The 18505-nt window shown below is 67.9% G+C and carries 12 protein-coding genes, 1 tRNA gene and 1 pseudogene; 9 read left to right on the top strand and 5 right to left on the bottom strand.

What is annotated here, in order from left to right; translation table 11 throughout:
* Positions 1–240 (bottom strand): annotated as a pseudogene (locus GBO37_RS08565) (hypothetical protein); the annotation flags it as partial.
* Positions 241–439: 199 nt separating this feature from the next.
* Here GBO37_RS08565 and infC point away from each other — a divergent pair.
* From infC to GBO37_RS08540, 5 genes are all read left to right on the top strand, one after another.
* Complete coding sequence (infC, locus tag GBO37_RS08560) at positions 440–979, top strand: translation initiation factor IF-3 (protein WP_045999550.1); 540 nt, start codon at positions 440–442, stop codon at positions 977–979.
* A gap of 74 nt (positions 980–1053) precedes the next feature.
* Positions 1054–1533: a dUTP diphosphatase gene (gene dut, locus GBO37_RS08555; protein ID WP_252928398.1), complete on the top strand. Its 480-nt coding sequence runs from the start codon at positions 1054–1056 to the stop codon at positions 1531–1533.
* A 20-nt stretch (positions 1534–1553) separates the two neighbouring features.
* On the top strand, positions 1554–2582 hold the full coding sequence (locus GBO37_RS08550; protein ID WP_252928400.1) for a HesA/MoeB/ThiF family protein: 1029 nt from the start codon (positions 1554–1556) through the stop codon (positions 2580–2582).
* 27 nt (positions 2583–2609) lie between these two features.
* Complete coding sequence (locus GBO37_RS08545; RefSeq protein ID WP_252928396.1) at positions 2610–4634, top strand: M3 family metallopeptidase; 2025 nt, start codon at positions 2610–2612, stop codon at positions 4632–4634.
* Between the two features lie 31 nt (positions 4635–4665).
* On the top strand, positions 4666–5037 hold the full coding sequence (locus tag GBO37_RS08540; protein WP_127898890.1) for a hypothetical protein: 372 nt from the start codon (positions 4666–4668) through the stop codon (positions 5035–5037).
* Positions 5038–5158: 121 nt separating this feature from the next.
* Here the strand turns inward: GBO37_RS08540 and GBO37_RS08535 are convergent, their stop codons facing one another.
* Positions 5159–8593 carry a pyruvate carboxylase gene (locus GBO37_RS08535; protein WP_252928394.1) on the bottom strand — a complete coding sequence of 1145 codons (3435 nt, stop codon included), beginning with the start codon at positions 8591–8593 and terminating at the stop codon, positions 5159–5161.
* A gap of 221 nt (positions 8594–8814) precedes the next feature.
* On the opposite strand from GBO37_RS08535, the gene uvrA reads away from it, so the two are divergent.
* Both uvrA and GBO37_RS08525 read left to right on the top strand, forming a co-directional pair.
* Positions 8815–11682: an excinuclease ABC subunit UvrA gene (uvrA, locus tag GBO37_RS08530; RefSeq protein ID WP_252928391.1), complete on the top strand. Its 2868-nt coding sequence runs from the start codon at positions 8815–8817 to the stop codon at positions 11680–11682.
* Positions 11683–11807: 125 nt separating this feature from the next.
* Positions 11808–11882, top strand: a tRNA-Gly gene (locus GBO37_RS08525).
* 294 nt (positions 11883–12176) lie between these two features.
* Here GBO37_RS08525 and GBO37_RS08520 read toward each other — a convergent pair.
* The gene (locus tag GBO37_RS08520; protein WP_252928389.1) at positions 12177–14669 is read right to left on the bottom strand and encodes an FAD-dependent oxidoreductase; all 2493 of its coding nucleotides are present in this window, start codon (positions 14667–14669) and stop codon (positions 12177–12179) included.
* Positions 14670–14821: 152 nt separating this feature from the next.
* Between GBO37_RS08520 and panC the strand changes: the two genes are divergently transcribed.
* Both panC and panB read left to right on the top strand, forming a co-directional pair.
* The gene (gene panC, locus GBO37_RS08515; protein ID WP_252928386.1) at positions 14822–15667 is read left to right on the top strand and encodes a pantoate--beta-alanine ligase; all 846 of its coding nucleotides are present in this window, start codon (positions 14822–14824) and stop codon (positions 15665–15667) included.
* 38 nt (positions 15668–15705) lie between these two features.
* A complete protein-coding gene (panB, locus tag GBO37_RS08510) occupies positions 15706–16515 on the top strand; it encodes a 3-methyl-2-oxobutanoate hydroxymethyltransferase (protein ID WP_252928384.1) in 810 nt (269 codons plus the stop codon).
* Positions 16516–16522: 7 nt separating this feature from the next.
* On the opposite strand, the gene GBO37_RS08505 is transcribed toward panB, so the two are convergent.
* Positions 16523–17665, bottom strand: coding sequence for an MFS transporter (locus tag GBO37_RS08505; RefSeq protein ID WP_127898884.1), 1143 nt, complete (start codon positions 17663–17665; stop codon positions 16523–16525).
* On the bottom strand, positions 17665–18465 hold the full coding sequence (locus GBO37_RS08500) for an NAD(P)-dependent oxidoreductase (RefSeq protein WP_252928382.1): 801 nt from the start codon (positions 18463–18465) through the stop codon (positions 17665–17667). The genes GBO37_RS08505 and GBO37_RS08500 overlap by 1 nt, the downstream gene beginning before the upstream one ends.
* Between the last annotated feature and the right edge of the window lie 40 nt (positions 18466–18505).

Below are 18505 nucleotides of genomic sequence, written 5' to 3'. Positions count from 1 at the left end.
GCTGTCCGTCGCCTCTGTCGCGGGGGCCTCGTCCGCGGTTTCCGCGGCGGTCTGTGCGGCGTCGGCGGCATCGTCGGCCAGGCGCGCGGCGTCGCCCGCGACGGTGTCGGGGGCCGCGGTCTGGGCCTCGGGGGCCTGGGCCATCTCAACGGGTTCGTCGGTGCGGCCTTGCATCAGGTATGACGCGCCCCCCGCGGCCAGAACCAGAATCACGACGATGGGCAACAGTTTCGGCATCATGGACCCCTGATGTTCACGGCATTTGCACACTCTATGACACAGCCCCCCGCGCCGGAAAAGCGCCGCACCCCCCGATTGCCCCCGGATCGGGTCGCCGTAGGGCCGAATTGCGCCCCGTCCTGATCAATTCCGGTTGAATAATGGCGCGGTTGCCCTTATTTTCCTGTCACTTCGCATTGGCCATAAAAGGAGCAACGCCATAGCCCGCCGCCCGCATAACGCACCGCCCCAACGTGACACCGGTCCCCGCACCAACGAACGCATCCGCGTGTCCGAAATCCGCCTGATCGGTCCCGAAGGGGAAAACATCGGCGTCGTGCCGCCGTCGGTCGGCATGCAGATGGCACAGGATGCCGGGCTGGATCTGGTCGAGATTTCGCCGAACGCGGCCCCCCCGGTCTGCAAGGTCATGGACCTCGGCAAGTACAAGTACGAGATGCAGAAACGCGAGGCCGAGGCCCGCAAGAAGCAGAAGGTCATCGAGGTCAAGGAGATCAAGTTCCGTCCGGGAACCGATACCCACGACTATGACGTCAAGATGCGCAGCGTGCTGAAGTTCCTGGAAGGCGGCGACAAGGTCAAGGTGACCCTGCGCTTCCGCGGCCGCGAGATGGCCCACCAGGATCTTGGCCTGGAACTGCTGCACCGCGTCCGCGACGACGTCGGAGAGGCCGGCAAGGTCGAGACCATGCCCAAGCTGGAAGGTCGCCAGATGGTGATGATGATCGCTCCGCGCTGATCCATCCCGCCTGCGACATGCTGAAAGGCCGTGCGGCATTGCCGCGCGGCCTTTTGCGTTGCATGGATAGGGGCATGACCCACCAGCCCGTCCTGCGCGTGATGCGCCTTCCCGATGCCGACCCCGCCCTTCCGCTGCCGTCCTATCAGACGGCGGGGGCGGCGGGGGCCGACCTGTGCGCGAACCTGGCCCCCGCGGACCGGCTGCAGGGGGTGACCCTGCCGCCGATGGGCCGCGCGCTGATCCCCACCGGGCTGGCCCTGGCCATCCCGCAGGGGTGGGAGGTCCAGGTCCGCCCCCGGTCCGGGCTGGCCCTGAAGCACGGCCTGACCCTGCCCAACAGCCCCGGCACCATCGACTGCGACTATCGCGGCCCCCTGGGGGTGATCGTGCTGAACCTTGGCGATGCGCCGTTCACCATCCGCCACGGCGACCGGATCGCCCAGATGGTGGTGGCCCCCGCGCCGCAGGCCCGGTTCGATCTGGTCGACGCGCTGGACGACACCGTGCGCGGGCAGGGCGGGTTCGGTTCCACCGGGGGGGCGGGGCTGTGACCGGCGTCTTCCTGATCGTGATGCTGCTGATTTTGGGCCGGGTGCTGCATCTGCCACGCCAGGTGGTGCTGCTGATGGTGGGGATCCTGTGGGTTGGCATGCTGTCGCTCCAGGTGATCGCGCCGGGGAGCGGTGCCGCCGCCGCCCTTGGTGGCAGCGCGGCGGGCTGGCTGGTTCTGGGCGCGGTGGTGATGCTGGTCATCGGCTATCGCCGGCTGCTGGCGCGACTGCGCGTTCAGGCCACGCCCGCGCCCGCCCCCGTGACCCGCGATGCCGGGCTGTCGGACGCAGAGCTGGACCGCTATGCCCGCCATCTGGTCCTGCACCAGATCGGCGGTGCGGGTCAGATGCGGCTGAAGGACGCGCGGGTGCTGGTCGTCGGGGCAGGGGGGCTGGGCTCGCCCGTCTGCCTGTACCTGGCTGCAGCCGGGGTTGGGCGGATCACGCTGGCGGATGACGACACGGTCAGCCTGTCCAACCTGCAGCGCCAGGTGATCTTTCGCGACGATCTGCGCGGCGAACCCAAGGCCTATGCCGCGGCCGAGGCGATGCTGCGGCTGAACCCGCATCTGGACGTGACGCCCCTGATCCGCCGCATCACCGAAGGCGACAGCGACCTGATCGCGGGACATGATCTGGTCATCGACGGCACCGACAGTTTCGCGGGCCGCGCCGCGATCAACCGGGCCTGCGTGGCGGCGGGCGTGCCCCTGCTGTCGGGCGCCATCGGCCAATGGGAGGGGCAGGTGACCTTGTTCGACCCGGCCCGCGGCGGGCCCTGCATGGCCTGCCTGTTCCCCGTGGCCCCTGAACGCGACGCCCCCTGCGCCGAGGCGGGGGTGGTCGGCGCGCTGCCCGGCGTGATCGGCAGCCTGATGGCGCTGGAGGCGATCAAGCACCTGACCGGCGCGGGCCAGGGCCTGCGCGGCAGGATGATGCTGTTCGACGGGCTCTATGGCGAAACCCGGACGATCGCCTGCGCGCAGGACCCGGCCTGTCCGGTCTGCGGGGCGCAATCGGCGCTGGAACCCGGCGCGGCGCAACCCTAGGCTGCCTGTCGACGACAGGAGGTCTTGATGAACCCGCAACTGACCCGCTGGACCGGCCCCGAAGGCCTGCCGCGTTTCGACCTGATCCACGACACGGATTTCGCCCCCGCCTTTGACCAGGCGCTGGCCGCGGCCGAAGCCGCGAACGAGGCGATCGCCGCCAACCCCGACGCGCCCGACTTTGCCAACACCATCGCGGCGATGGAGACCGCGGACGAGGATCTGAACCGCGTCCTTTCGGTGTTCTACACCTTGGCCGGGGTCGATTCGAACGACGCGCGCCAGGCGCTGCAGCGTGATTTTGCCCCCAGGCTTGCCGAATACGGCAGCCGGATCAGCATGGATCCGCGTCTGTACGCCCGCGTGCGCGCCGTGGCGGCCGCCGCCGACGGCCTTTCGCCCGAGGATCGGCGCATCACGGAACTGGCGCTGCGCGACCTGACGCGGGCCGGGGCGGGCTTGGACGAGGCGGGCCGCGCCCGCATGGCCCAGATCCGCGCCCGGTTGGCCGTGCTGACCACCGAGTTCACCCAGAACGTGCTGACGGACGAACGTGATTATGTCCTGCCCGTGGCCGACGACGCCCTGGCGGGTCTGCCCGACTGGCTGGTCCGTGCCATGCGGGCGGCGGCGCGCGAACGCGGCATGACGGGGCAGGTGGTGACGCTGAACCGTTCGTTGATCGTCCCCTTCCTGGAACATGCCCAGGACCGCGCGCTGCGCGAGACGGCGTTCCGGGCCTGGACCGCGCGCGGGTCGGGTTCGGGGGCAGGCGGCGCGGCGACCGACAACCTGCCGCTGGTCTCCGAGATCCTGGCCCTGCGCCATGAGCGCGCGCAGCTGTTGGGCTATGCCGATTTCGCCAGCTACAAGCTGGAGACGCAGATGGCGGCGACGCCCGACCGCGTGCGCGACCTGCTGTCCCAGGTCTGGACCGCGGCGCGCGCCCGCGCGCTGTCCGATCAGCAGGTGCTGGCCCAAATGCTGCACGAGGACGGCGTCAACGGTCCTCTGGAGGCTTGGGACTGGCGCCTCTATGCCGAACGGCATCGCGCCCGCGCGCATGATTTCGACGCCGATGACGTGGCCCCCTATCTGACGCTGGACGCGATGCTGGGTGCGGTCTTCGACGTCGCGCATCGCCTGTTCGGCCTGGAGTTCCAGCCGCTGGAGGCGCCGCTCTGGGCGCCCGACGTGCGCGCCTGGCGGATCACCCGCGGCGATCAGCTGATGGCCGTCTTTGTGGGCGACTATTTCGCGCGGCCGTCCAAGCGGTCGGGGGCGTGGTGTTCGGCCCTGCAGATGCAGCACAAGATCGGTGACGGTCAGAGGCCGATCGTGGTCAACGTCTGCAACTTCACCCCGCCGGACCAGCCGGGTGGGCCGGCCTTCCTGTCCTGGGACGATGCGCGCACGCTGTTCCACGAATTCGGCCACGCGACGCATCACATCCTGTCGGACGTGACCTGGCCCTCGATCTCGGGGACCTCGGTTGCGCAGGATTTCGTGGAACTGCCCAGCCAGCTTTATGAACACTGGCTGGAGCAGCCCGCGGTGCTGGATGCCCATGCGCGCCACCATGAGACCGGTGATGTCCTGCCCGCCGATCTGCGCGACCGGATGCTGGCGGCGGGCAAGGCCGGGGCAGGGTTCTCGACCGTGGAATATCTGGAGAGCGCGCTGGTGGACCTGGCCTTCCATGAGGGTGCGCCTGCCGCGGATCCGATGGCACGACAGGCCGAGGTGCTGAAGGGGCTGGAGGCGCCGGCGGCGATCCCCATGCGTCATGCGACGCCGCATTTCGCGCATGTCTTTGCGGGCGACAGCTATGCGGCGGGCTATTACAGCTACATGTGGTCCGAGGTGATGGACGCGGATGCCTTTGCGGCCTTCGCCGAGACGGGCGACATCTTCGACCCCGCAACGGCGCGGCGGCTGGAAGAGACGATCCTGTCCAAGGGCGGGTCTGCCCCGGCGGATCAGCTGTGGATGGCCTTTCGGGGCCGCATGCCGGGCGTCGATGCCCTGCTGAAAGGGCGCGGGCTGGACTGAGGCCCGCGCGACAGGAAGAAGGAGAAGACCCATGACCCCCATCCTGCCCGCCGCCCTGATGGCGGCGCTGGCCCTCGCGGCCTGCAAGACCGAGACCGGCGGCGGCGCCGTGCCGCCCCCCGCGCAAGGCGGCGCGGCGCTGGTCGACGGGACCTATGATCTGCGGGCCGAGGCCTGCGGGGATCCGGCCTCGGAGACGCGGCTGACGCTGGCGGGGGAAAGCTGGCGGTTCTACGAGGCACGCTGCACGCGCAGTGCTGTGGGGGCGGACGGGGCGATGACGCTGAGCTGTTCCAGCGAGGGCATGACGGACACGCGTGCCGTCAGCGCCACGATGGAGGGGGCGGTGCTGCGCCTGACTGATGCGGGCGGCACGCGCCTTTACCAGCGCTGTGACGGTTGACGGTGTGACAGGCCGGGGCGGGGGTGCCGACCGATGGTCGGCGTGCTGCCGCCCGGGCCTGAGGCGCCGCTGACGCGGCGCGGTCGTGCGGGGCCGGGGCGGCGTCCCCCGGCCCTGCGGCTCATTCGATCTCGACCAGGAGGTCTTTGGCGTCGATCTGCTGGCCGGGGCCGACATGCAGCGCCTTGATGGTGCCGTCGCGGTCGGCGTGCAGGCCGGTCTCCATCTTCATCGCCTCGATCGTCAGCAGCAGATCGCCCTGCTTGACTTGAGCGCCCTGGGCGACGCCGACGGACGCCACGACGCCCGGCATCGGCGCGCCGACATGGCCGGGGTTCGCGGCATCGGCCTTGGGGCGCGCCGCCTGCGTGCCTGTGGCGGAGCGGTTCGGAACGCGGACCTGACGCGGCTGGCCGTTCAGTTCGAAGAAGACCTTCATCTGGCCGGTCTCGTCGGTCTCTCCCAGGGTCAGCAGGCGGACCTCCAGCGTCTTGCCGGGGTCGATCTCGACGCTGATCTCATCGCCCGGCTCCATGCCGTAGAAGAAGGTGCGGGTCGGCAGGGTGCGCACCGGGCCATAGGTCTCATGGCGCTGCATGTAGTCGGTGAAGACCTTGGGATACATCAGGTATCCGTTCAGATCCTCATCGTCGATGGTCTTGCCGTCCAGCATCTCTGACAGCTTGGCGCGCTCGGCCTCCAGGTCGACGGGCTCCAGATGGGCACCGGGGCGGTCGGTGATCGGGACCTCTCCCTTGAGCACCTTGGCCTGGATCGCGTGGGGCCAGCCGCCGGGAGGCTGGCCCAGATTTCCGCGCATCATGTCCACGACCGAATCGGGAAAGGACATGTCGCGATCGGGGTTCGTCACATCGTCCGGCGTCAGGTTCTGGGATACCATCATCAGCGCCATGTCGCCCACGACCTTGGACGAAGGCGTGACCTTGACGATGTCGCCGAACATGCGGTTCACGTCGGCATAGGCCTGCGCCACCTCGTGCCAGCGATCCTCCAGCCCTATGCTGCGGGCCTGGGATTTCAGGTTGGTGAACTGCCCGCCGGGCATCTCATGCAGATAGACCTCGGACGCCGGGGATTGCAGGCCCGATTCGAACGCTGCATAGCTTTCGCGCACGCGTTCCCAATAGTTGCTGATCGCGCGCACGGCGCCGATGTCCAGGCCGGTGTCGCGGTCGGTGTGGGCCAGCGCCTCGACCACCGACCCCAAGGTCGGCTGGCTGGTGTTGCCCGACAGCGCGTCCATCGCGCAATCGACGGCATCGACGCCCGCATCGGCGGCGGCCAGGATGGTGGCACCGCCCATGCCGCTGGTGTCGTGGGTGTGGAAGTGGATCGGCAGGCCGACCTCCTCCTTCAGGGCCTTGATCAGGATGCGGGCGGCGGGCGGCTTCAGCAGGCCTGCCATGTCCTTCAGGCCCAGCACATGCGCGCCCGCGGCCTTCAACTCCTGCGCGGTTTTCACGTAATACTGCAGGTCGTATTTGGACCGGTCGGGGTCCAGCATGTTGCCGGTATAGCAGACCGTGCCTTCACAGATCTTGCCCGACTCGATCACGGCGTCCATCGCGACGCGCATGTTCTCGACCCAGTTCAGGCTGTCAAAGACGCGGAACACATCGACCCCGGTCTCGGCGGCCTGTTTCACGAAGAACTGCACCACGTTGTCGGGATAGTTGGTGTAACCCACCCCATTCGACGCGCGCAGCAGCATCTGCGTCATCAGGTTGGGCATCTGCGCGCGGATGTCGCGCAGGCGCTGCCAGGGGCATTCCTGCAGGAAGCGATAGGCCACGTCGAAGGTCGCGCCCCCCCAGCATTCCACGCTGAACAGCTGCGGCAGGTCCGCGGCATAGCTGGGGGCCACGCGGATCATGTCGATCGACCGCATCCGTGTCGCCAGCAGCGACTGGTGCCCGTCGCGCATCGTGGTGTCGGTGATCAGCAGCTGGGTCTGGGCGGCCATCCAGTCGGCCACGGCTTGGGCGCCCTTGGTCTCCAGCAGCTGGCGGGTGCCGGGCGCAGGAGCGGCCTTGGGGGCAGGTGGGACCGGCGCGCGGGCCTGGGCCGGGGGCAGGGCGCGGCCCGCGGTCTCGGGGTGCCCGTTCACGCTGATGTCGGCCAGATAGGTCAGGATCTTGGTCGCGCGGTCCTGACGCTTCTTGAAGTCGAAAAGATCGTCGGTCGTGTCGATGAACTTGGTCGTGTAGGTGTCGTCCAGAAAGGTCGGATGTTTCAGCAGGTTGATGACGAAGTCGATGTTGGTGCTGACGCCGCGCACCCGGAACTCGCGCAGCGCGCGGTCCATGCGGCGGATCGCCTGGTCGGGGGTCTGCGCCCAGGCCGTGACCTTGACCAGCAGCGAATCGTAATAGCGCGTGATGACGCCCCCCGAATAGGCCGTGCCGCCGTCCAGGCGGATGCCCATGCCGGTGGCCGACCGATAGGCGGTGATGCGGCCGTAATCGGGGATGAAGTTGTTCTGCGGGTCTTCCGTGGTCACCCGGCATTGCAGGGCGTGGCCCGACAGGGTGATGTCGGCCTGGCTGGCATGGCCCGTGGCATCGGCCAGCGTCTCGCCTTCGGCGATGCGGATCTGGCTTTGCACGATGTCGATGCCGGTGACCTCCTCGGTCACGGTATGCTCGACCTGGACGCGGGGGTTCACCTCGATGAAGTAGAACTGCTGGCTGTCCATATCCATCAGGAACTCGACCGTGCCGGCGTTCTGATAGCCGACCGCCTGCCCGATCTTCAGCGCCAAGCCACAGACCTCGGCACGCTGGTCCTCGGTTAGGTAGGGGGCGGGGGCGCGTTCGACGACCTTCTGGTTGCGGCGCTGCACGGTGCAGTCGCGTTCATACAGGTGATACAGGCCACCATGCGTGTCGCCCAGCAGCTGCACCTCGACATGGCGGGCGCGCAGGATCATCTTCTCCAGATAACCCTCGCCATTGCCGAAGGCGGCCTCGGCCTCGCGGCGACCCTCGCGGACCTTCTCGACTAGCTCGGCCTCGCTGTTGATCGGGCGCATGCCGCGCCCGCCACCGCCCCAGGACGCCTTCAGCATCAGCGGATAGCCGACCTCCGCCGCCTCACGCTTGATGGCGTCGAAATCCTCGCCCAGCACCTCGGTCGCGGGGATCACCGGCACGCCCGCCTCGATCGCCACGCGCCGCGCGCTGGCCTTGTCGCCAAGCGCGCGCATCGTGTCGGCGCGCGGACCGATGAAGGTGATGCCGGCCGCCGTGCAGGCATCGACGAAATCGGGGTTTTCCGACAGCAGGCCGTATCCCGGATGGATCGCGTCGGCKCCCGACAGCTTGGCCACGCGGATGATTTCGGGGATGGACAGATAGGCCGCGACCGGTCCCAGCCCCTCGCCGATGCGATAGGCCTCGTCCGCCTTGAAGCGGTGCAGGCCCAGCTTGTCCTCCTCGGCATAGACGGCGACCGTCTTCTTGCCCAGCTCGTTGGCCGCGCGCATCACGCGAATGGCAATCTCGCCCCGGTTCGCCACCAAAATCTTCTTGAACATGCCAAGCCCCCTTCCTCGTTGCCAAGCATCCTATCCGTGCTGCGATGCAGCGCAAGTGTTAGCGATAACCAGAAGCCTCCGCCCCGCGATCTGCGACCAAAAGCTGATAGGCCACGCAGCAGATGTTACGGTGCCGCAGCGATGTTCCGCCTTCGTTCGCAGATGGAACTTGCTTTTCGCCCAAGCGTCCCTATCTGATGCGACTGGTCAGAGGGGCACGTATGGAACAGAAGTTCATCGAGGTTCGCGGCGCGCGCGAACACAATCTGAAAAATGTCGACATGGATATCCCCCGCGATCAGCTGGTGGTGATCACCGGTCTGTCGGGGTCCGGCAAGTCGTCCCTGGCCTTCGACACGGTCTATGCCGAGGGGCAGCGCCGCTATGTCGAAAGCCTGTCGGCCTATGCGCGCCAGTTCCTGGACATGATGGGCAAGCCCGATGTCGACCATATCAGCGGCCTGTCCCCCGCAATCAGCATCGAGCAGAAGACGACCTCCAAGAACCCGCGTTCCACCGTGGGCACGGTCACCGAGATCTACGACTATCTGCGTCTGCTGTTTGCGCGCGCCGGGACGCCTTATTCCCCCGTGACCGGCCTGCCGATCGAGGCGCAGCAGGTCCAGGACATGGTCGACCGCACCATGGCCCTGCCCGAAGGGACGCGCGCCTATCTGCTGGCCCCCATCGTCCGCGACCGCAAGGGCGAGTACAAGAAGGAGCTGGCCGAGCTGCGCCGCCAGGGCTTTCAGCGGGTCAAGATCAACGGCACCTTCCACGACCTGGACGACGCGCCGACCCTGGACAAGAAGTTCCGCCACAACATCGATATCGTGGTCGACCGCATCGTCGTGCGCGAGGGGCTGGAGACGCGGCTGGCAGACAGTCTGCGCACCGCGCTGAACCTGGCCGACGGCATCGCCCATCTGGAGCTGGCGCAGGAGGAGGGGGCCGAGGGCGAACCCGAGCGCCTGACCTTCTCCGAGAAGTTCGCATGCCCCGTCAGCGGCTTCACCATCCCCGAGATCGAGCCGCGGCTGTTTTCGTTCAACGCGCCGTTCGGCGCCTGCCCGGTCTGTGACGGTCTGGGGGTCGAGCTGTTCTTCGACGACCGCCTGGTCGTGCCCGATGCGGCCCTGTCGGTGGACAAGGGCGCGATCGTGCCTTGGGCCAAGACCAAGTCGGCCTACCTGACCCAGACCATCAACGCGCTGGCCAAGCATTACGGCTTTGACAAGAAGACCCCGTGGAAGGATCTGCCCGACAGCGTCCAGCAGATGTTCCTACGCGGGTCGGGCAAGGACGAGATCAAGTTCCGCTTCGACGACGCCGGCCGTGTCTATGAGATCAGCCGCGTCTTCGAGGGCGTGATTCCCAACATGGAACGCCGCCTGCGCGAGACCGACAGCGCCTGGGTGCGCGAGGAGTTCGAGCGTTATCAGAACAACCGCCCCTGCGGCGCCTGCGGAGGCTATCGCCTGAAGCCCGAGGCGCTGGCGGTCAAGATCGCCGGCAACCACGTGGGCGAGGTCGTGCAGCTGTCGATCCAGGAGGCGCTGGACTGGATCACCGACGCGCCGAACCACCTGTCCAAGCAGAAGGCCGAGATCGCCGCCGCAATCCTCAAGGAGATCCGCGAGCGGCTGGGATTCCTGGTCAATGTGGGCCTGAACTATCTGACCCTGTCGCGCGCGGCGGGCACGCTGTCTGGCGGCGAAAGCCAGCGCATTCGCTTGGCCAGCCAGATCGGGTCGGGCCTGACGGGCGTGCTGTACGTTCTGGACGAGCCGTCCATCGGCCTGCACCAGCGCGACAACGACCGGTTGCTGACCACGCTGATGAACCTGCGCGACCAGGGCAACTCGGTGTTGGTGGTCGAGCATGACGAGGATGCGATCCGCCATGCCGACTATGTCTTTGACATGGGGCCGGGGGCGGGGGTGCATGGCGGCACGGTCGTCAGCAAGGGCACGCCCGCGGAAATCGCCGCCGATCCGAACAGCCTGACCGGCCAGTATCTGTCCGGCAAGCGCGCGATCGAGGTCCCCGAGACCCGCCGCAAGGGCAACGGCAAGAAGGTCACCGTGGTCAAGGCGACCGGCAACAACCTGAAAGACGTCACCGCCGAATTCCCGCTGGGCCGCTTCGTCTGCGTGTCGGGCGTGTCGGGGGGCGGCAAGTCCACCCTGACCATCGAGACGCTGTTCAAGACCGCATCCCTGCGCCTGAACGGCGCCCGCCAGACCCCCGCACCCTGCGAGACGATCCGGGGGCTCGAGCATCTGGACAAGGTCATCGACATCGACCAGCGCCCTATCGGGCGCACGCCGCGGTCGAACCCGGCGACCTATACCGGCGCCTTCACGCCCATCCGCGACTGGTTCGCGGGCCTGCCCGAGGCCAAGGCGCGCGGTTACAAGCCGGGTCGGTTCAGCTTCAACGTCAAGGGGGGCCGCTGCGAGGCCTGCCAGGGCGACGGTGTCATCAAGATCGAGATGCATTTCCTGCCCGACGTCTATGTCGAGTGCGAGACCTGCAAGGGCAAGCGCTATAATCGCGAGACGCTGGAGGTGCAGTTCAAGGGCAAGTCCATCGCCGATGTGCTGGACATGACCGTGGAGGACGCGCAGGAATTCTTCAGCGCCGTCCCCTCGATCCGCGAGAAGATGGACGCGCTGATGCAGGTGGGCCTCGGCTACATCAAGGTGGGCCAGCAGGCGACGACCCTGTCGGGTGGCGAGGCGCAGCGCGTCAAGCTGTCCAAGGAGCTGTCTCGCCGGTCCACAGGCCGCACGCTGTATATCCTGGACGAGCCGACGACCGGTCTGCATTTCGAGGATGTCCGCAAGCTGCTGGAGGTGCTGCACGAACTGGTCGACCAAGGCAATTCGGTCATCGTGATCGAGCATAATCTGGACGTCATCAAGACGGCGGACTGGATCATCGACATCGGCCCCGAGGGCGGCGATGGTGGCGGGGTGATCGTGGCGGCAGGCACGCCAGAGGACGTCGCGCAGGTCGAGGCTAGCCATACCGGGCGCTACCTTGGACCCATGCTGAACCCCGCCCGCAGCCGCGCCGCGGAGTAGGGCAGGGGATGCAAAAGAAAATCGCCGATGGTGCGTTTTTTCCTCTTGCACCCCCCGGCGGGCTTTCGTAAACACCCGCTCACCGAAGGCGAGACGGTGAAACGGATCGCAAGAGGAACTGGAGTGCGGGCGTAGCTCAGGGGTAGAGCATAACCTTGCCAAGGTTAGGGTCGGGCGTTCGAATCGCCTCGCCCGCTCCAAAAACAAAAGGCCAGACCTTCGGGTCTGGCCTTTGTCATTTATGGCCTGCGGCTTGGCATCAGGCGGCAATAGCCCGAATTCCATCATGATTGCCTGTTACAATGGTCTGGGTGATTCCGGGTGCACAAGCAGCCTTTGTTGGCACGCGGAGGATGATCCGCCGGATGCGGCGACCATGGTCAGTCCCGCTGCCCCGTACGCCGATCAATCGGTGACGACATAGGCCTATTCAACCATCGGCACCCTTGGCGTCCGTGCGCAGGCGATCACGGGGGACCGCCTGCGCAACCTTGTCAGCCGTCGACGCGAATGCGGGCGTTCTGCGGGTCGTGCGGGCTGTCCTCGGTCACCACCGCGTCATACAGCTCGCGGAACATCCGCACCTGAAGCTTGGTGCCGGGCGTCGCCAGGTCGGGGCGGACATAGCCCATGCCGATCTGCTTGCCGAAGGCCGCCGAATAGCCACCCGAGGTCAGGCGCCCGATCTTTTCCCCGTCCAGGAACAGCGCCTCGCGGCCCCAGGGGTCCGCATCCGCCGGCCCGTCGATCAGCAGCGTGACACAGGTGGACCGGATCCCCTTGGCCTGCATCGCGGCCTTGCCGCGGAACTCCTTGCCCAGGTCCACGAATCGGTCCAACCCCGCCTCCAGCGGCGTCGCATCCCGGCCCAGTTCGGTGCCGAAGGCGCGGTACGACTTCTCCTGGCGCAGCCAGTTCTGAGCCCGAGCGCCGACCAGCTTCATGCCGGACGGCTCTCCGGCGGCGATCAGCTTGTCGAACAGGTGGTTCTGCATCTCGATCGGGTGGTGCAGCTCCCATCCCAGCTCGCCGGTATAGGCGACGCGGATGGCCATGACCGGTACCATGCCCAGCTCGATGTTGCGCATCGACAGCCACGGAAAGCGCTTGTTCGACAGGGCGGTCGCAGGTTCCGCGTCACGGATCATCCGGGCCAGGATGTTCCGGCTCTCAGGCCCTGCCAGGGCAAAGACGCCCCATTGCGTGGTCACGTCCTGCACATGGACGTACTCGCCCCCGGCGGCCATGAAATCCTGCGCCGACTTCACAAAGTTGTCGCGGTCGTAATCGGTCCATGCCCCGGCGCTGACCAGGTAATAGTCCTCCTCTCCACGCCGTACGATGGTGTATTCGGTCCGCACCGTGCCTGCATCGGTCAGCGCATAGGTCAGGTTGATCCGCCCCACCTTGGGCAGCTTGTTGGTGGTCAGCCAGTCCAGGAATGCCGTCGCCCCCGGCCCGGTGACGGTGTGCTTGGCGAAGGCCGTCGCATCGACCAGGCCTGCCGTCTGGCGCACGGCCTCTGCTTCGGCCTTGGCGTATTGCCACCAGCCGCCGCGACGGAAGCTGCGGCTGTCATGGTCGTCAAAGCCCTCGGGCGCGTAGTAGTTCGGGCGTTCCCACCCGTTCACATGCCCGAACTGCGCGCCATGCGCCGCCTGCCGGTCATAGGCCGGGGATGTACGCAGGGGGCGGCAGGCGGGCCGCTCCTCGTCGGGATGGTGCAGGATGAAGACGTGGTCATAGGCCTCCTCGTTCTTGCGGGCGGCGTATTCCGTGGTCATCCAGGACCCGAACCGGCGGGGGTCCAGCGAGGCCATGTCGATCTCGGCCTCGCCCTCGGTCATCATCTGCGCCAGGTAATGGCCCACGCCCCCGGCTGCGGTGATGCCAAAGCTGAACCCCTCGGCCAGCCACATGTTGCGCAGGCCCGGCGCGGGGCCGACCAGCGGGTTGCCGTCGGGCGTATAGCAGATCGGGCCGTTGAAGTCGTCCTTCAGACCCACCGTCTCCGAGGTCGGAATCCGGTGGATCATCGCCATGTACTCCTCCTCGATCCGCTCCAGGTCCAGGGGGAACAGGTCGGCGCGGAAGCTGTCCGGCACGCCGTATTCGAAGCGCGCGGGTGCGCCCTTCTCATAGGGGCCCAGGATCCAGCCGCCGCGCTCCTCGCGGACATACCACTTGGCATCGGCATCGCGCAGGACCGGATGCTCGGGGTTGCCTTCGGCGCGCCAGCGCATCAGCGCGGGGTCCGGCTCGGTCACGATGAACTGGTGTTCGACCGGGATGGCGGGGATCTTGATGCCCAGCAGCTTGGCCGTGCGCTGTGCGTGGTTGCCGGTCGCAGTCACCACATGTTCTGCGTGGATGTCATAGACCTCTCCGGACGGGATCAAGTTGCCGCCGCGATCCACCATCTTTTCCACCGTCACGACCCATTCGCTGCCGGTCCAGCGATAGGCGTTCACCTGGATCTTGCGCTCGATCCGGCAGCCCGCCATCCGCGCGCCCTTGGCCATGGCCTGCGTCACGTCGGCGGGGTTGATGTATCCGTCGGTCGGGTGGAACAGTGCGCCCTTCAGGTCCTCGGTGCGCACCAGCGGCCAGCGCTCCTTGATCTGGGCGGGGGTCAGGAACTGATGCTCGATCCCGATCGTCTCGGCGGTGGCGGAATACAGCATGTATTCGTCCATCCGCGCATCCGTCTGCGCCATGCGCAGGTTGCCGCAGCGGGTGAAGCCCGCGTTCAGCCCCGTCTCGGCCTCCAGCCCGGCATAGAGCTTGACCGAGTAATCGTGGATATGGCTGGTCGCATAGCCCATGTTGAACAGGGGCAGCAGCCCCGCCGCGTGCCAGGTCGATCCGGCGGTCAGCTCGTCGCGTTCGACCAGCAGCGTGTCCCAGCCCGCGCGCGCCAGATGCAGCGCGATGCCGCATCCGACCGCGCCCCCGCCCACGACCAGAACCTTCACATGCGACGTCATCGCGCTCTCCTGTTGGAACCGTTTCGCCTGTGATGCCCCATCGGTGAAACGCCGCGTCAAAGGCGCCCGACATCTGCGGGCGAAAAACGACATGGCCTTGCCCAGACCCGCCCCCGTCGCTAGGTTGCGGCCCACGCCAACAAGGGGGCACCATGGACATCTGCCGCAGCACCGACGCCATGCGCGCCTGGCGCCGGGACGCGGGCCGCATAGCCCTGGTGCCGACGATGGGCGCGCTGCATCAGGGCCACCTGACCTTGGTCGCGCGGGCCCGCGACTGGCTGGACCGGCAGGGCGGCGGCCGGGTGGTGACCTCGATCTTCGTGAACCCCGCGCAGTTCGGCCCGAACGAGGATCTGGACAAGTATCCCCGGCAGGAAGCGCAGGACCTGGACCTGCTGCGCGAGGCCGGTTGCGACGCGGCGTTCCTGCCGCAGGCCTCCGACATCTGGCGCCCCGGCGCGCAGACCCATGTGCAGGTGACGCAGTTGGGCGGCATCCTGATGGGCCGCCTGCGCCCTGGCCATTTCCGCGGCGTGGCTACCGTGGTCACCAAGCTGTTCAACATCGTCCAGCCCCAGGCCGCGGCCTTCGGCGAAAAGGACTATCAGCAGCTGACCCTGATCACCCGCATGGTCGAGGACCTGGACATTCCCGTGTCCATCCTGCCCGTGCCCACCGTGCGCGAACCCGACGGGCTGGCCATGTCCTCGCGCAACCAGCGCCTGACGGCCGAGGATCGCGCAGCCGCCCCGGTGCTGGCCCGTGCGCTGAACCATGCGGCGGAATCGGTCGCGATGGGCACGCCCGTCAGCCTGCTGCGCCGCCAGATCCGCGCGATCCTGTCCACGGAACCGCGGGCCGACATCCGCTCGATCGACATCCGCGACGCGCGCGATCTGTCACGCATCGCCGTGGTGGGCGGTCCGGTGGCGATCCTGCTGGCCGTCCGTTTCGGCGACGTGCTGCTGATCGATCAGCGCACCGCCCATCCCTGACCCGCGCGGCCCCGCGCATCCCCTTGAAAGGCCGACCCATGTCCGCGCAAGCTCCCGTCCGCCGCGTCACCGCCCCCCAGATCGCCGACCGCAAGGGTGCGGCCCCCATCGTTGCGCTGACCGCCTATACCGCGCCGATGGCGGCAATGGTCGATGCCCATGCCGATGTGATCCTGGTGGGCGACAGCCTGGGCATGGTGGTCCACGGCCTGCCTTCGACGATCGGGGTCACGCTGGAGATGATGATCCTGCACGGCCAGGCCGTCATGCGCGGGTCCGACCGCGCCATGGTCGTCATCGACATGCCCTTCGGAAGTTATGAGGAATCGCCGGAACAGGCGTTCCGCAACGCCGCCCGCGTGATGGCCCAGACCAGCGCCGGCGCCGTCAAGCTGGAGGGGGGCGCCCGCATGGCCCCCACCATCCGCTTTCTGGTCGACCGCGGCATCCCGGTCATGGCTCATGTCGGCCTGACGCCGCAGGCCACGAACACGATGGGCGGCTTCAAGACGCAGGGCCGCGATCCGGCCACCTGGCCCGCCTTCGTCGCGGATGCCCGCGCCGTCGCCGATGCGGGCGCGTTCAGCGTCGTGGTCGAGGGGGTGATGGAGGCCTTGGCCGATCAGATCACCGATGCCATCGCCGTGCCGACCATCGGCATCGGCGCCAGCGCGCGCTGCGACGGGCAGATCCTGGTGCTGGACGACATGCTGGGCCTGTCGGGTCGCGTTCCGCGCTTTGTCCGCCGTTTCGGGGAACTGGGCAAAGAGGCCGACCAGGCCATCGCCGCCTATGCGGCCGCGGTCCGTGACCGCAGCTTTCCGGCCGCGGCCGAACTGTACCGTTAAGACGCGCTCAGTCGTCGCGCGGTTCGAAATCGGCGGTGGCGGCCAAGCGGGACAGCAGCAGCGGGATCAGCAGCAGGGCGGCAAGCCCCAGATAGATGGTGCCAAGGCTGAGGTGTTCCGCCAGGAAACCGATGCTGCCCGGCGCCAGCAGGATGCCGGAATAGCCCATCATCGTGACCACCGACAGGCCCATGCCCGCGGCCAGTCCCGGCACGTTCCCGGCCGCGGAAAAGGCGATGGGCACCATGTTCGCGATGCCGATGCCCGCCAGCGCGAATCCCGCGATCGCCGGGGCGGGGCTGCTCGACAGCCCGGCAAGGACCAGGCCCGCCATCGCCACGGCCGAACTGGCGCGCAGGGTGGTGACCGCGCCAAAGCGCCGGCGCAGCCCGTCGCCCGCAAAGCGCATCGCCGCCATCGTGCCCGCGCAGGCGGCAAAGCCCAGGCCCGCGACCGACAGCGACGCGCCCATCTCGCGCTGCAGATAGACGGCGGCCCAATCCAGGATCGCGCCTTCGGGAATCATCGCGGCCAGGGCCATCAGCCCGATCAGCCAGGGCAGGGGGCTGCGCGGCAAGCGCAGCGGCGCCTTGGGCGAGCCAGCCTCGGGGGCGTCCTCCAGCAGGCGGGACAGCGCCAACAGCAGCACCAGCGCAAAGACCGCGGTGATGACGACGGCATGGGCCAGCTCCCCGAATCGCTGGATCAGCCAGCCGCCCGCGGCGGCGCCGGCAAAGGCGCCCAGGCTCCAGAAGCCGTGGCAGGACGACATGATCGCCCGGCCGCGCGCGCGTTCCACCGCGACCGCGTTGGCGTTCATCGCCACGTCCATGCCGCCGACCATGCCGCCGAACAGCACCACGGTCGCCGCCACCATCCAATAGGTCGGCGCCAGAGAGATCCAGATCATCGACGGCGCGGCCAGCCACGCGGCCAGCCGCACGGCGCTGGCCGATCCGGCCCGTGCGACCATCGCCCCGAACAGCGGCATCACGCAGATCGAGCCCAGGCCCAGCCCCAGCACGATCACCCCGGCGCTGGCCTCGGTGATGCCAAGCCTTTCCATCAGGACGGGAATTTTCGGCGCCCAGCTGCCCACCAGCAGGCCGTTCACGAAAAACAGGGCCGACACGGCCCAACGCATCGTCATCACAGCATCGACGGCACGACCAGGTCGGGCGGGCGGTGCCCGTCGGCAAAGGTCTTGATGTTGATGATCACCTTCTCGCCCATCTCGGCGCGGCCCTCGACGGTCGCGCTGCCCATATGCGGCAGCAGGACGACGTTGGGCAGTTCGCGCAGGCGGGGGTTGATCTCGTGGCCATGCTCGAAGACGTCCAGGCCCGCGCCCGCAATCTCTCCGGCGCGCAGCATGCGGCGCAGGCGGCGGCGGTTGTGATAGTGGACCTGCATGCCGAATGCGGCGGCGCGGCGCGCGACGGCCTGGCCGATGCGGCCCATGCCCAGGATGCCAAGACGCCGCCCGCCGACGCGCCCGCCCAGATGGGCGGTGGGCGACCAGCCCTGCCAGCGTCCGGCCTGCATCTCGGCCAGGCCTTCGGGAATCTTGCGGGTCACGGCCAGGATCAGCGCCAGCGTCATGTCGGCGGTGTCCTCGGTCACGACGCCGGGGGTATTGCTGACCAAGACGCCGCGCTGGCGGGCGGACATCACGTCGATATGGTCGATGCCCGCGCCGAAATTCGCGATCAGCTTCAGCCGCTCGCCCGCGCGCGCCAGCATTGCGGCGGTGATCTGGTCGGTCACGGTCGGCACCAGGACGTCCGCGTCCTGCATCAGCGATACCAGTTGATCGGACGACATCTTGCGGTCGTCGTCGCGCAAGGCCACGTCGAACAGTTCGGACATGCGGGTCTCGACCGCCTCAGGCAGGCGGCGCGTCACGGCGACGCGCAGTCTGCTGCGGGGGGCTGCGGGGGTGGCGGGCATGGTCACCTCACTGTGTCAGAGCCTTGATCGGTCGCCTGCA

The organism is Paracoccus sp. 08, assembly GCF_024105395.1.
Classification (GTDB): Bacteria; Pseudomonadota; Alphaproteobacteria; order Rhodobacterales; family Rhodobacteraceae; genus Paracoccus; species Paracoccus marcusii.
Note: the sequence above shows the minus strand (reverse complement) of the source record. Positions and strands in the feature narration are given on the sequence as shown.

What these genes read in the sequence shown, in the direction of transcription:
- dut (WP_252928398.1), top strand. Translation starts at nt 1,054, where the DNA reads ATGACCCACCAGCCCGTCCTGCGCGTGATGCGCCTTCCCGATGCCGAC.
- GBO37_RS08540 (WP_127898890.1), top strand. Translation starts at nt 4,666, where the DNA reads ATGACCCCCATCCTGCCCGCCGCCCTGATGGCGGCGCTGGCCCTCGCG.
- GBO37_RS08500 (WP_252928382.1), bottom strand. Translation starts at nt 18,465, where the DNA reads ATGCCCGCCACCCCCGCAGCCCCCCGCAGCAGACTGCGCGTCGCCGTG.
- GBO37_RS08520 (WP_252928389.1), bottom strand. Translation starts at nt 14,669, where the DNA reads ATGACGTCGCATGTGAAGGTTCTGGTCGTGGGCGGGGGCGCGGTCGGA.
- panB (WP_252928384.1), top strand. Translation starts at nt 15,706, where the DNA reads ATGTCCGCGCAAGCTCCCGTCCGCCGCGTCACCGCCCCCCAGATCGCC.
- panC (WP_252928386.1), top strand. Translation starts at nt 14,822, where the DNA reads ATGGACATCTGCCGCAGCACCGACGCCATGCGCGCCTGGCGCCGGGAC.
- uvrA (WP_252928391.1), top strand. Translation starts at nt 8,815, where the DNA reads ATGGAACAGAAGTTCATCGAGGTTCGCGGCGCGCGCGAACACAATCTG.
- GBO37_RS08550 (WP_252928400.1), top strand. Translation starts at nt 1,554, where the DNA reads ATGCTGCTGATTTTGGGCCGGGTGCTGCATCTGCCACGCCAGGTGGTG.
- GBO37_RS08545 (WP_252928396.1), top strand. Translation starts at nt 2,610, where the DNA reads ATGAACCCGCAACTGACCCGCTGGACCGGCCCCGAAGGCCTGCCGCGT.
- GBO37_RS08505 (WP_127898884.1), bottom strand. Translation starts at nt 17,665, where the DNA reads ATGACGATGCGTTGGGCCGTGTCGGCCCTGTTTTTCGTGAACGGCCTG.